This is a genomic window from Methylophaga sp. (genome assembly GCF_048266885.1).
Taxonomy (GTDB): domain Bacteria; phylum Pseudomonadota; class Gammaproteobacteria; order Nitrosococcales; family Methylophagaceae; genus Methylophaga.
Genome location: NZ_JBLWYR010000008.1, coordinates 18,649 through 32,131, shown reverse-complemented (window position 1 = coordinate 32,131; position 13,483 = coordinate 18,649). Strand labels below are relative to the sequence as shown.

Sequence of the window (13,483 nt, the reverse complement as noted above, 5' to 3'; positions counted from 1 at the left end):
ACTGATATGTTAAGTAAATAAAAATCAGAGATTAGCCATAAAATACAGCTAAACAATGATGCGTAAGTTTAATAAAACAGGAGCGATAACTAAGGAAATAGTTTTATTAAGCGCGCTTCAATTAACAAACTAAGTGATGAAGGAGCAATCAGCAGCGAGAAGATAGATCGAGGTGTGGGTTTCATCACTCTTTAAAAAAACTCACTTCCTAATATAATTTTTAAACATATATATATTCTTGCTTATTAATTCCACTTATTTATAAACCTGTCATCATTAGCACTTTTAAAATGACTTGAGGTTTTAAATGGGGTGGGAAGGCCTATTCACCATAGCCGTTACATTAACAGTATTGTTAGTGCTGACATTCACTAGAGTAAGACCTCATATTGCGATGGTCACCGCCATGACGGTATTGTTGGCGACCGGGATACTGACTGGACAAGAAGCACTTGCTGGATTCAGTAATGCCGGTTTGATTACCGTAGCAGCTATGTTCATAGTGGCCGCTGGCTTACATGCTTCTGGCGGTGTCGATATCTTTGTGAAAGTACTATTGGGATCACCAAAATCCATTCGAGGTTCGTACCTTCGAATGTTTACACCCGTTGTCTTTCTCAGTGCTTTTTTAAATAACACACCTGTCGTCGCCACCATGGTTCCCGGCCTGCTTGCCTGGTGTAAGCGGATTAATATTAATCCCTCTAAGCTCATGATTCCATTGAGCTATACCGCTATTTTAGGCGGGACTCTGACGCTAATTGGTACCAGCACTAACCTTGTCTTAAACGGTCAGTATCAGTCTTTAACAGGTGAAGCCGGTTTTTCTATTTTTTCCATCACCATTATCGGCCTACCAGTAGCAATTTGTGGCTTGGTTTTTATGTGGTTATTTTTTCCTAAATGGTTACCAGATATTGGAAAAAACCATGCCTTTGAGAATGTGCGTGAGTTCACCCTAGAGGTCATGGTTGAGGCGGACGGTGTTTTGGTCGGTCAAAGTGTTCAGCAGGCCGGTTTAAGAGATCAGAAAAGTGTCTATCTGGTTGAGATTGAGCGGAATGGCACATTGTTAACCGCCGTTCCTTCTGAAGAGCGATTGCAAAGTGGCGACCGTTTGGTGTTTGCTGGCGATACTCAGGGTATTACTGATTTGCTCCGTATTCGCGGTATTGTTGCTTCAACATCTGATGCAGAAAGTAGCGTGTTGGCCTCCGAAAGACCTGAACGTAGTCTCGTTGAAGCCGTTGTCTCTCCACATTGTGCCGCGATAGGTGAAACAATTCGTGATGCGATGTTTTTGGAGCGTTATGGTGCTGTCATTATGGCGGTGGCAAGAAATGGCGAGCGGATACCCGGCAACTTGAGTAATATCGTTTTACAGGCGGGTGATACGTTGTTGCTAGAGGCCAGACCAGCCTTTGTCAGCCGACAACGTTACAACAAAGACTTTTTATTGATTAATGATTTAGGCAAAGAATCACCTAATCATGACAAAGCGGTCCTTGCTTGGGTCATTTTAATCACCTTAGTTGCAGCAGCGGGATTTGGTCTGATTGACATGCTTCATGCATCGTTAATTGGCGCCACCTTAATGATTTTGACCGGTTGTTGTTCTGTCAGTCAGGCGGAACGCAGTCTGGATTTAACCGTTATTTTGACCATTGCCGCATCATTTGCATTGGGCGTGGCATTACAACAAACCGGTGTGGCAGATTTCTTGGCGTCAGGCATTGTCTCATTGAGTCAGAACCAACCCTGGATGATGTTAATCATGACCTATATTGCTGTCTCGGTTTTGACAGAAGTCATTACCAATAATGCTGCAGCTGTTTTAATGCTGCCTATTGTGTTGGAATTAACATCAAAAGCCGAATTACATAATGAGCCGTTTATATTTGCCATTATGATGGCGGCTTCAGCCAGTTTTGCAACGCCATTGGGCTATCAAACCAATTTAATGGTGTATGGTCCGGGTGGTTATCATTTCCGTGACTTTCTAAAAGTCGGTGTACCGATGAATTTATTTATTGGTGCCGTGACACTTGCCGTCATTATGTTGATCTGGCCACTGAACTAAATACTATGTCTAAGATAATGCCAACGATTCAGCTCGCCTGCCAGCGGGATATTGCCTCACTGGTGACAATACTAACCGCCTGTGCAACACATATGGATCAGTTGGGCATGTCACATTGGTTAGGTGTCTATGATGACGCTTCTGTCAGACACAACCTGTTACAAAAATCAGTCTATGTGCTTAAACAGGACTCACAACTCATTGGTTGTGTAGCTTTAGGCATTCAGCCTGCTGATTATTACGTTGATTGTTGGGCAGATGCACCTCGGGCCGATTTTTATTTGACCCAATTGGCAGTACATCCAGATTATCAGCAAACGGGATACGGGCGATTATTACTCCAACATTGTTTGGACTTGATTGGTGACAGGACCCTGCATTTGGATGCTGTTGCTCATTATCCAGCGTTATTAGATTTTTATCGTCGCGCAGGCTTTATACAGATCGCCGAGGGCGTTGGTTTAGGAGATAAACGCTGTCTCTTTGAATACCGGGCTTCAAGCCAATAAAGTATCTATCAACATAATCAGAAATAAGCCGCCCATCAAACCGACGGTCGCTCGTGTTTGATGTCCATTTCGATGAGTTTCCGGAATCACTTCATGTGACACGACAAATATCATGGCTCCAGCAGCAATTCCTAAACCTATTGGATAGGAAATCGGTAAACCACTAGACAGAAAAATACCTAATACAGCTCCAACTGGTTCGACCAGACCGGTCGCAGCTGCAATGGCCACCGCTTTGCCAGCAGAAATATTAATGCGTCTCAGCGCCAATACGACGGCAAGTCCTTCAGGAATATTTTGTAAAGCAATCGCTGCAGTGAGTGGAATTCCGACAGCCAAATTACCATTGGTATAACTGACACCTATTGCCATTCCTTCTGGAAAATTATGGATGGCAATAGCCAATACAAACAATCCGACTCTGCCAACCTGTTGATGGCCCGCACCACAGGGACCGGAATGTTGATGTTCGTGGGGTAGATAATAATCTAGCCCTAACATCAATAACACACCTCCAACCATCCCGAAGATAATGATGCCAACACCACTGACGGCATGACCCGTAAAAGCCGTGCCTACTTCAATACCAGGCAGAATCAAAGAAAAAAAGCTGGCTCCTAACATCATGCCAGCCGCCATACCCAGCATAGTATCTTCGGTAATGGCTGAGAGTTTTTTGACAATCAACCCAGGTGCTGCCCCTAACGCTGTTGACAGGGCTCCCACCCCACCGCCAATTAACGCCCATTTTAAAAACTGTGGATCAACGCTGGATTGGCTATTCAGCAAATTAAAAATCAGCAAGCCAAATATCACTATGATGGTGATCAGAATGATTGTTGAAATGCTGGGACGGCTATTAAATTGCTCACGCCAGCTCATTAAAAGTGCTGAGAGTGTTTGTTTTATTGCCTGTTGCATGAGCTCGTCCCAAAATAGATTTTGCCAATCTTTATAAAAGATTGATTAGCTAATTACAATTAACTTATACATGTGAACTGAGCGTGAACTAATTCATCACTGTTAATTTCGTATCATTAATAACTAATTTTAGGAGTAATGAAATGCAGGCTTTACAAGAACACTCTGTAATGTGTCCTTATTGTGGGGAAACCATTGATGTTTTATTAGATTGCACCATCGATTATCAACAATATATCGAGGATTGTTTTGTTTGCTGTAGACCAATCCAATTTTCGGTTTCTGTCAACGAGGATGGCTCTTTACACGTTGATGCCGCTGATGAGAATGCCTAAAATTGATATTTTTATCCGAATTTTTACTAGGATCTAAATGTCTATTGTGTACTTTATTCAAGCAACTATAAGCTTGTTTTAGCAAATGATAGGGAGAGTTAAATCAACGATAAACCATGTTGAATTTTAAGTTTATGGATTTAAAGGAAAAATATCCTGGTTAAACAAGGATAGTTTACTTATTGAAGGATGTTATATTTCGGTTTCTAATGGACTCAAACCAATGATGGGAATGCACATTGAATCGTATTTGGCACAATGCTTTTTATCCAGTTTTGTTCGTGGCGTTATTATTACCACAAGCTTATGCTTCTCTTGATCTTTTAGCCGGGGTCGAGGCGGGTATTGAAACAGATACCGCAATGACCACCATTGATCTGGACCGAACTCAAGAAATCCTTTCATCAAATGATTTTGAATCGGAGCATGTTTGGCATAATGACCATACTGGCATTCAATATCAGATCCGGCTCATCCGCAGCTATTCCTACGGTAACTATCCTTGCTTGGCCTATCAGTTGAACATCAAAAATGGTGATGACTTACAAGAAAAATCGCTGGATGCCTGTCAACATCGAAGTGGAAAGTGGATTTCGGTATCCCCCAGTTCACTCGCTTTTTAAATCTGCTTAATTTTCTGCCATCAGCTATGTGTTATTTAAATAAAACTAGTCCTTACGATGGCGCATCAGCAATAAACAACGCTCGTTTAGGTGCAGGATAACCCTCAATTGTTTTACTAATGTCTTGCGGATCTAAAAAATCCTGTAATGATTCAAATGTCATCCATTCGGTCGCCCGCTGCTCTTCTAACGTCGTTACATTCTCATCGACACAACGGACATTTTTAAAGCCACATTTACGCAGCCATAACAACATGGTTGGTACAGAAGGAATAAACCAGACATTACGCATTTTGGCGTAGCGTTCTTCAGGCATCAAACTCATGCCTACTTCCCCATCAATGATCAATGTTTCTAATACCAGCTCTCCACCTGGACGAAGACAATGGCGTAACTCCATCAAATGCTTCAACGGTGAGCGACGATGATATAAAACGCCCATCGAAAATACTGTATCAAACAGGTGCAGTTTTTCCGGCATATGTTCAATACCAATCGGCAAGACAAAATGCCTATCACTCTGAATAAAGTGTTGCATCAGTTGATACTGCATACTGAACACCAGTGTCGGATCTATGCCCATCACCATGCTAGCGCCCTCACCTACCATGCGCCAGCCGTGATAGCCATTGCCGCCACCGACATCGAGTACCTTGCGTCCCTGCAGTGAACTGAGATGTGGTAATACCCGATCCCACTTCCAGTCGGAACGCCATTCAGTATCAATATCGATATCAAATAATTGATATGGGCCTTTGCGCCAAGGGTGGAAGGTTTTGAGCAAATTAATAAAGACCTGTTTATCGTAAGCTGACAGATCTTCCGCTAAACCTATAGCAACCTTTTTTTTCAGTTCGATTATAGAAGGCTGCATCGACGGCAAATCCGCCAAAGCTTGCTGCCATAACGGCATCTTGCCATGAAAATCATCTGCCAGCCTTTCAGCAGTAAAAGTTGCCAATTGCTCGGCCCAGTCAGCTTGTCCAACGGATTCAAGCCAACGGTAAAACGGTTCATATACGGTCATTTAAAAGCTATCAAAGAGGCAAAATTAAAACATTGAAACCAGCATTCGCTACGAATAAAACCGGCTTGGCTGAGACGTTGTTGATGTGCAGTCTGAGTCTCGGGGATTAATACATTTTCCAGCGCGCTACGTTTCTGACTGATTTCCAGATCACTATAGCCATTAGCCCGTTTGAAATCGTGATGTGCATCAGTAAAAAAAGTCTGTTGCTCAGCACTGTCAAAAGCCAGTTTTTCCGACAGGATAAATACGCCGCCGGGTTTTAAACCCTGATAAATTTTATCTATCAAATCATCCCGTAAAGCCGGTGCAATAAACTGCAGAGTGAAATTCATCACCACTACAGAGGCATTTTCAATAAGCGTCTGGTTAATATCTTCACAGCGAAGCTCAACGGGTACTCGATTGTTATCAGCCGCGATGATTTTCTCCGCCCTTTCAATCATTGCTGCCGAATTATCAACCGCAATTATCTGACAGCCTTCAGCTTTAATACGCTGGCGCATTGATAAAGTAACCGCCCCTAATGAACTGCCCAGGTCATAGCAACTACTGTTTTCCTGAGCATAACGAGCCGCCAGAATGCCGATATTGGAGATCAGGGTGCCATAGCCAGGTACTGAGCGCTGGATCATATCGGGAAATACATCCACCACACGTTCATCAAAGCGAAAGTCCACCATCTGTTCCAGCGGTGAAGCAAAAATGTTATCGGCTTTTTTGATCATCCCTGTTGCGCCTTCTTTTTGGCCACATCATTGCGTAGGTAAATAGGTAAAGCTTTATCCGCACTGACATATTCGCCCCGTGCATATAATTGCTCGGCAAGTTTCAAAATAATCGCAGCTTGCGGATAAATATCGGGTTGCTGACCAACTAACTGTGCGGAAAAATTGCTTTGCAATGTATCTGCATAAACTTGCCAGCCAGTGCCTGCACCTAACCACATCTCAGTATTAGCGGGCAAGAATTGTTCTGCAGGACATACTTTTTCCTCTCCCAGCAGCACAACGCTTCCCTCTTGCACCTGAAAACTGGCGGCATAGATTTCATCCATTCGCGCATCCATCGTTACCGCTATATTTTGTTGTTGGGTCTGCTCATAAGCAGCTTGGGCGACTGCTGCTAAAGTCGAGACAGGAATAACCGGAAGCTCCCGAGCAAATGCAATTCCTTGAGCAACACCCACCCCGATTCTAACCCCGGTGAATGAGCCGGGCCCACGCCCAAATGCCAAAGCATCAATATCAGCGATTGAAGCATCTGCTTGCTTGAAAAGCTGATCGAGCATCCCCAATATAAGGGTCGAGTGACCCCGTTGAGTCATTTGCTGCTGCTGATACAACACTCCGTTAATAGTTATTGCGGCAGAACAACTTTCGGTACTGGTATCAAGGGCAAGCAAATTCATTGGTTGGTCATCATCATGTCATTTGAACGTCATAGGCGCCCATTATAATTCAACCGTCAACTACAAAGGAGTTTCGCTATGGGTTATATCGCTGATACCATCTATATTTGCCGTGAATTGATGAAGCTGTTGTTTGTGGTGATCACTTCACCCTTCGCCGCCGTAGGTAGTCTTTTGATGTTAGGAAGTGTCGGCTGGCAAGAATAAAATAGCGGGGAGATATATGAGTGCCATTCACTTGCAAGCGCTAGAGAAAGTTCGCGATAAAGACTGGGATGGCGCTCATCAGCTTATCCAGCAATATAATGATCCATTAGCCTGTCTCATTCATGGCTATCTTCATCGTATTGAAGAGGATCTCTCTAATGCTGCTTACTGGTACAACCGAGCGAACGAGGTTGTACCAGCAAACAGTTTAGAAGACGAGCTACAACGTTTGGTTAAACTCGCCCGACAAGATTAAATCTATCCTATTATTTTCTAACGCCTTCGATAGACAGTGTTAAATACACTTCCTGAGAGCTAGGCCCCAATTTGCTGACATCAATACCATAATCAGCAATAGTAAATTTGGTTTCACCCAGGAAACCAACCCGGTAACCACCCCATGGATCTTCACCTTCACCGATTTTTTCCACCGGAATAGTCATCGGTTTAGTCACACCATGCAGAGTGAAATCACCTTTCATTAACAACGTGCCATCCGCCTGTTGTTCAAAATTAGTTGAAGTAAAACGCGCTTCAGGATGCTTGGCAGTGTTCAAAAATTGTTCACGCAAGTGCTTGTCACGCTCAGCAAAGTTGGTATCCACACTGGCAACATCAATTTTTACATCAATTTTTGATGCTTTTGGATTCTCGGCGTCATAGCTGAACGTGCCTTCAAAATCATTAAAACGTCCGCTCATCCAGCTGAAGCCCAAATGCTGAATTTTAAAATCAATAAAAGCATGGGCCTTCTCGGTATCAATCACATAGTCAGCTGCTTGAGCAGGCAACACAAATGCCGTACTCATCGCCAAAGCAAAGATAGTTTTTTTCATGTTAACTCCTGTTGGTTTAAAGATTAAGCATGCGACGCAACGTTGCATCTTTATTAATGAAATGATGTTTTAACGCCGCCAGGGCGTGAAGAGAGGCCAGAGCAATAATGAAATAGGCTGACCATAAATGCAGTTTGCTGACCAGGTCACTGGTTTCTACCGTTAACTTGGAAATCGCTGGAATATTGAACCAATCAAAAATGCCAAGTGGTTCGCCCTTGGCAGTAACAATTAGATAACCAGTGATGGCTAAAAGGACAATGGCAATGTTCATCAATTGATGAGCCGCTTTAGCTGCCCATTGTTGCCAGATAGGCGTGGATGAAATAGCTGCGGGCTTTCCAGCCAATGGACGCCAAATCCAACGTATAACGACCAATAAAAAAACAATAAATCCAAGCCCTTTATGCCACCAAGGTGCCTGATAATACCAATCGTCGTAATAGCCGAGATCAACCATCCATAAGCCAAGAACAAACAGACCGATTGTGAGCAGTGCAACAGACCAATGCAGCAATATGCTGATTAGACCGTAATGATCTTTGGTGTTGATTAAACGCATGCACTCCTCTCCATAGGAATCTCTTGAGATGGTTGTCAGACCCAGCCTTTACCGGCTGGGTTCCATTTAAAGGTTAGCGTTTACGAGAACGTTGCGTTCCACTTTTTACTTTTTTAGATCTGACATGCTGGGTACGGAATGCCGGTTGGCTTGAAGGCGTGTTTGCCTTGCGGGTAATACGCTTGCCTTCGCCCATCTCACCAGTGCCTTTAGGTTGAAAGCTAGGTATCAGATGTTTTTTACCATTACCAATTAAGTCGGCTCTACCCATACTCTTTAAAGCATCACGCAATAATGGCCAATTTTCCGCATCGTGATAACGCAAAAACGCTTTATGTAAACGACGAACTTTTAACCCTTTTGGTACAGTAATGTCGCCACCTTGACGTCGTACCTTATGTAAGGTGTCTTTTCCAGAGTGATACATTGCGGCAGCCGCAGACATAGGTGATGGCAGATACGCTTGCACCTGATCAGCTCGGAAGCCGTTATTCTTCAACCATAACGCTAAATTAAGCATATCTTCATCCGTCGTCCCCGGATGGGCCGCGATAAAATACGGAATCAGATATTGTTCTTTACCAGCCTGTTTGGAATATTTATCAAACATCGCCTTGAACTTGTCGTAGGTGCCAATGCCCGGTTTCATCATTTGTGATAACGGACCGTCTTCGGTATGTTCCGGGGCGATTTTCAGATAGCCGCCCACATGATGGGTTACCAGCTCTTTGACATATTCTGGGGACAGTACCGCCAGGTCATAACGCAGTCCGGAGGCAATCAGTATCTTCTTGATACCCGGCAGGCTACGGGCACGACGATATAAATTAATTAACGGCGTATGGTCAGTATTCAGGTTTTTACAGACACCCGGAAAAACACAGGACAGGCGACGGCAACTGGCTTCAATTTCTTCACTGTTACAGGCCAGTCGATACATATTGGCGGTTGGTCCGCCCAGATCCGAAATAATGCCGGTAAAACCTGGCGTGGTATCACGAATCGCTTCAATCTCACGAATAATCGAATCTTCACTACGGCTTTGGATAATGCGACCTTCATGTTCGGTAATCGAACAGAAAGTACAGCCACCAAAACAGCCACGCATGATATTCACCGAAAAACGGATCATCTCATAAGCTGGAATATTGGCTTTGCCATATTCTTTGTGTGGCAAACGGCTGTAGGGCAGATCAAAAACCGCATCCATCTCTTTGGTAGTCAACGGAATCGGTGGTGGATTGAGCCAGACATCCTGATCACCATGTTGTTGAACCAGAGCCAGTGCATTACCGGGATTGGTCTCTAAATGCAGAATCCGTGAAGTATGTGCATAGATGATTGGATCATCTTTAACCGTTTCATAGGGCGGTAGACGAATAACTGTTTTATCAGCATTTCTTGGTGAGACACGATGAATTTTAATGACATTGGTAGCAGGTTCAGCTGGCACAGCATTTTGCTCAGCCGTTTCAGCCTTGGATTGCTCGCAGCTCTCTTCGGTCTGCATCTGATAGGGATCAATTGGCGGGTTTAACTGGCCAGGCTTATCAATACTGGTGGAGTCTTTCTCCCACCAATTTTCACGTCGCCCATGACGCTTGGTATAGACCGTGCCACGAACATCTACAAGTTCACCTACCGCTTCACCTTGCGCCAGGCGATGGGCTATTTCAACCACCTGACGTTCGCCGTTTCCATAAACCAGCAAATCAGCCTTGGAATCCATAATCACACTGCGACGTACTTTTTCTGACCAGTAATCATAATGTGCAATGCGGCGTAAACTGGCTTCGATACCACCAATCACAATTGGCACACCTTTATAAGCTTCGCGGCAACGTTGACTGTAAACCACCACACTATGATCGGGACGTTTACCACCTTCCCCATCTGCTGTGTAAGCATCATTACGACGGATTTTTTTATCTGAGGTGTAACGATTGACCATCGAATCCATATTGCCGCCAGTGACGCCAAAAAACAGATTGGGTTTACCTAATCGCTGAAAATCTTTGGTGCTGTTCCAATCGGGCTGCGAGATGATGCCAACTCGAAAACCTTGTGATTCCAATAACCGACCGATTAACGCCATACCAAAACTAGGATGATCCACATAGGCATCGCCAGTAATGATGATGACATCACAACTGTCCCAACCCAGAGCTTCCATTTCGCTGCGTGACATTGGCAATTGTGGTGCAACACCAAAGCGGTGAGCCCAGAACTTGCGGTAGGAAAAAATATCGGGAGCGGCTTGCATAGAACCTCAGATCAACAACAGCGAAAAATCAACGGCTTATTGTAACAAACACCGAGAGTTGTTGTTCTTTGGGTTTTAGCACTTTTGGTTCCATCGAGTTGATTTACTGATGGCAGGTGATAACTAGCTTAGTTGTGCTGAAGAAGCAGCGAAAAAATCAGGATTTGAGCATGCCTTAAAATAATGAAACAACAGCAAATTTCTTAAGGATTAGCGGCGGCTTTAAAAGACTCCAGCGAGTCGACAATAATAACTGCTGTGCCCTCTTCCACCCACATGGCCAATTCGCGAACTTCAGCATTGCGCATCGCGATACAGCCTTTGGTCCAGTTTGAAACTTCATGAATATCAAGTTTGTCTTGCGTTTCTTCGCCAAGTCCATGGATACCAATCTGCCCACCTAAGGGTGTATTTTGCGGAGGCGTTTCATTGTAGATAAAGGCTGCCAGAATTTTACGATATTGCTTGCGAGTGATACGACCTTCTTTTAACGCTTGTTTAGCATCATCCATATTGGGGTAATCCAAATGCATAAAAAGATAAAAACGATCGCTACTGCGAATATCTCTTATTCGATAATGGCCCTCAGGAGTTCTACGATCACCTTCTTGTATTTTGGGCTGTCTTCCACCACTGCCTAACGCCACTTTAAAACTGCGAATAGTTTTGTCGTTTTTTCTAACTAGCAATTTATTTTCAGAACGAACTATCACCAACTCTATGGCATCCGAAGCAGCCATTGCAGCCACTGGAAATTGAAACAACAAAACTAAGAAAAGCAGCCTGAGCATAAAGGGCATTTAATCCACAAAGAAGGTTGAGATGATTTTTATCATAAAACGCCTGAATTATCACCTGTAAATGAATATTTTTAAAGAAATAATCGGTTTAAAAACGAAATATTTTGTTTTATCAAATCGTGCAATGATTGGGGTAGCCCAACATCAAATTGCTGATCAAGGCTTTCAGCCAAATCCCGATGTCTTTTTAACTGACTGACGTTGAATTTTTGTTTCAATGCCAGCCCAATCACATTGCCTTTATCGGCCACTGGCAACACCAAGGTTTGATTATCAAAACTTCGATTGATGCGCTGCATGGACTGACTAAATCCTGGTCGATCGGTTCCCCATAAATTAATACTCATCAGGCCATCATCATTGAGCACGCCAGCACAGGCATCAAAAAAAGCCTGGCCTTCAATACTCGCTGACATGCCTAAATGGTCATAGGCATCAACCAAAAGCAGATCATAAAAAGCACCATTGCTAAAAAACTGATCGCTGACAAAACGATAACCATCGCCATGATGGATTCTCAACCTAGGATCATTTTGCGGCACATTAAAATAACGCTGGGCGATATCAATCACATCTTGTCGGTATTCAATCACATCAATCTGACAATCATCAAAGTGATGTAATAAGAACTTGACCAACGACCCACCGCCCAAACCAATTACACATATATTTATGGGTCTTGGCTGAAATAATAAACCAGCCATCATCGCTCGGGTATAGCTTAATTCAAGCGAATGAGGTGTTTGTAGCGACATACTACTTTGGCGAGGATAAGTGCCAAAATGTAAAGATCGCATATCACCTATATCAACGACTTCAATAATACCCTCATCAGAAGAGGCCTGATAAACCACCGATCCACCATAATACAAACGCACTAGGGTGCGTCCTTTTCGGCAAAAAACTGTTTGTATAACCAACCATGGACCTGATTGGTTAATTGCTGGGGTACACTGCTGAAATAATGATTTGCCCCGTTAATTTCCCTCAGATGATAATTGGTTTTCTGCTCGGTTTTCATCTGAACCTGCCGTTTCAAAACAGCTTGTTTAACACTATCTTTCTGACGACTGCCCAAAATCTCCAATACTGGAATATTGGTATCGGTAATACTGTTATCACTAGCCAATTCACCGGTATTAATCATGATCAAAGCTGAAACGGGAACAGCCGTTGCCTTAAGCGTTTGTAATGCCAGCTCTCCACCTGATCCTTGGCCAATAAGTACAATATATTCATGTCCTTCCTGCTGTAATTTTAATAAAGCTGCATCAATACGCTGAGAAGTTGTTATCGGAGTATAAGCTTGCTCAGCGGGTTCAGTTGATTCAGCCGTTTCAGTAGGGGCTGCCTCAGGAGTTTCGGTCGGGGTATTCTCTGGTTCTGGAACCGGCGGCTCAGCCGTTTCTTCTGCTTCAGGCTGTGCCTCTGCAGTTTCGGTTGCTGGCTCATCGGGTTCACTATCTTCTTTAAAACGTATAATTTTGATCGCTAATGTATTCCAGCCATGGCTTGGCAATTGGCGTCTTAATATGCCAATAGTGGCACTATCAATATGTTCATTAATATCATGCAGTAGCAACACGGCTCCGCGCGGTGTGCCTAATGTTTGCGCTAAATAGGCAGCTGCAATGGTTTGATCTCCCACCGCTAATGGTTCATAACCTTTCGTTACTGAATCCTGACGCAGAATCTGAGGTTTATCTAGTACTGCACCACTCTCCACTGCGCCAGTTTCTGCTTCACCACCCTCTACTGCGCCACCTTCTACTGCTCCGGCATAAACAGCCGTAACAGGTAAAAAAAGCATCAATAAAGCAGCAATCAATCGTCTTTGGATTTGCACCAATATTCCTATTAAAGTTTGTTGAGCAACATACGTCAGTATAATGAGCGATACTAATTTTCA

Annotated in this window: 16 protein-coding genes; 6 read left to right on the top strand and 10 right to left on the bottom strand. The window is 43.6% G+C overall.

All coding sequences use genetic code 11. From position 1 onward, the window contains the following. Positions 1–307: 307 nt before the first annotated feature. Both ACN0V2_RS05385 and ACN0V2_RS05380 read left to right on the top strand, forming a co-directional pair. Positions 308–2,080, top strand: coding sequence for an SLC13 family permease (locus ACN0V2_RS05385; RefSeq protein ID WP_417549767.1), 1,773 nt, complete (start codon positions 308–310; stop codon positions 2,078–2,080). Positions 2,081–2,085: 5 nt separating this feature from the next. Next, positions 2,086–2,589, top strand: a complete 504-nt coding sequence (locus ACN0V2_RS05380; RefSeq protein WP_417549766.1) for a GNAT family N-acetyltransferase — start codon at positions 2,086–2,088, stop codon at positions 2,587–2,589. Here the strand turns inward: ACN0V2_RS05380 and ACN0V2_RS05375 are convergent. Continuing rightward, the gene (locus ACN0V2_RS05375) at positions 2,578–3,510 is read right to left on the bottom strand and encodes a ZIP family metal transporter (protein ID WP_417549765.1); all 933 of its coding nucleotides are present in this window, start codon (positions 3,508–3,510) and stop codon (positions 2,578–2,580) included. The genes ACN0V2_RS05380 and ACN0V2_RS05375 overlap by 12 nt on opposite strands. A gap of 143 nt (positions 3,511–3,653) precedes the next feature. Here ACN0V2_RS05375 and ACN0V2_RS05370 point away from each other — a divergent pair, with 143 nt between their 5' ends. Then, positions 3,654–3,845 carry a CPXCG motif-containing cysteine-rich protein gene (locus ACN0V2_RS05370; protein ID WP_417549764.1) on the top strand — a complete coding sequence of 64 codons (192 nt, stop codon included), beginning with the start codon at positions 3,654–3,656 and terminating at the stop codon, positions 3,843–3,845. 239 nt (positions 3,846–4,084) lie between these two features. Continuing rightward, complete coding sequence (locus tag ACN0V2_RS05365; RefSeq protein WP_417549763.1) at positions 4,085–4,468, top strand: hypothetical protein; 384 nt, start codon at positions 4,085–4,087, stop codon at positions 4,466–4,468. Positions 4,469–4,520: 52 nt separating this feature from the next. Here ACN0V2_RS05365 and cmoB read toward each other — a convergent pair whose 3' ends face one another. Genes cmoB through tsaB form a run of 3 tightly spaced genes read right to left on the bottom strand, consistent with a single transcriptional unit; the run spans position 4,521 to position 6,906 of the window. Next, positions 4,521–5,495: a tRNA 5-methoxyuridine(34)/uridine 5-oxyacetic acid(34) synthase CmoB gene (gene cmoB, locus ACN0V2_RS05360; RefSeq protein WP_417549762.1), complete on the bottom strand. Its 975-nt coding sequence runs from the start codon at positions 5,493–5,495 to the stop codon at positions 4,521–4,523. Beyond that, positions 5,492–6,223: a carboxy-S-adenosyl-L-methionine synthase CmoA gene (gene cmoA / locus ACN0V2_RS05355; RefSeq protein WP_417549761.1), complete on the bottom strand. Its 732-nt coding sequence runs from the start codon at positions 6,221–6,223 to the stop codon at positions 5,492–5,494. Before cmoA ends, cmoB begins: the two co-directional genes overlap by 4 nt. Further along, positions 6,220–6,906: a tRNA (adenosine(37)-N6)-threonylcarbamoyltransferase complex dimerization subunit type 1 TsaB gene (tsaB, locus tag ACN0V2_RS05350; protein WP_417549760.1), complete on the bottom strand. Its 687-nt coding sequence runs from the start codon at positions 6,904–6,906 to the stop codon at positions 6,220–6,222. The genes cmoA and tsaB overlap by 4 nt, the downstream gene beginning before the upstream one ends. Before the next feature lie 78 nt (positions 6,907–6,984). On the opposite strand from tsaB, the gene ACN0V2_RS05345 reads away from it, so the two are divergent. After that, complete coding sequence (locus ACN0V2_RS05345) at positions 6,985–7,113, top strand: hypothetical protein (RefSeq protein WP_417549759.1); 129 nt, start codon at positions 6,985–6,987, stop codon at positions 7,111–7,113. Between the two features lie 16 nt (positions 7,114–7,129). Further along, a complete protein-coding gene (locus tag ACN0V2_RS05340; RefSeq protein ID WP_417549758.1) occupies positions 7,130–7,369 on the top strand; it encodes a hypothetical protein in 240 nt (79 codons plus the stop codon). A gap of 10 nt (positions 7,370–7,379) precedes the next feature. Here ACN0V2_RS05340 and ACN0V2_RS05335 read toward each other — a convergent pair whose 3' ends face one another. The 6 genes from ACN0V2_RS05335 to ACN0V2_RS05310 form a co-directional block, all read right to left on the bottom strand. Beyond that, the gene (locus ACN0V2_RS05335; RefSeq protein ID WP_417549757.1) at positions 7,380–7,949 is read right to left on the bottom strand and encodes a YceI family protein; all 570 of its coding nucleotides are present in this window, start codon (positions 7,947–7,949) and stop codon (positions 7,380–7,382) included. A gap of 16 nt (positions 7,950–7,965) precedes the next feature. Continuing rightward, complete coding sequence (locus ACN0V2_RS05330) at positions 7,966–8,511, bottom strand: cytochrome b (RefSeq protein WP_417549756.1); 546 nt, start codon at positions 8,509–8,511, stop codon at positions 7,966–7,968. Between the two features lie 73 nt (positions 8,512–8,584). Continuing rightward, a complete protein-coding gene (locus ACN0V2_RS05325; protein WP_417549755.1) occupies positions 8,585–10,774 on the bottom strand; it encodes a YgiQ family radical SAM protein in 2,190 nt (729 codons plus the stop codon). Between the two features lie 203 nt (positions 10,775–10,977). Beyond that, positions 10,978–11,514, bottom strand: coding sequence for a L,D-transpeptidase family protein (locus tag ACN0V2_RS05320; protein WP_417549754.1), 537 nt, complete (start codon positions 11,512–11,514; stop codon positions 10,978–10,980). A gap of 131 nt (positions 11,515–11,645) precedes the next feature. After that, positions 11,646–12,452, bottom strand: coding sequence for a spermidine synthase (locus ACN0V2_RS05315; RefSeq protein WP_417549753.1), 807 nt, complete (start codon positions 12,450–12,452; stop codon positions 11,646–11,648). Then, positions 12,452–13,420: a DUF3530 family protein gene (locus ACN0V2_RS05310; protein ID WP_417549752.1), complete on the bottom strand. Its 969-nt coding sequence runs from the start codon at positions 13,418–13,420 to the stop codon at positions 12,452–12,454. The genes ACN0V2_RS05315 and ACN0V2_RS05310 overlap by 1 nt, the downstream gene beginning before the upstream one ends. Positions 13,421–13,483 lie beyond the last annotated feature (63 nt).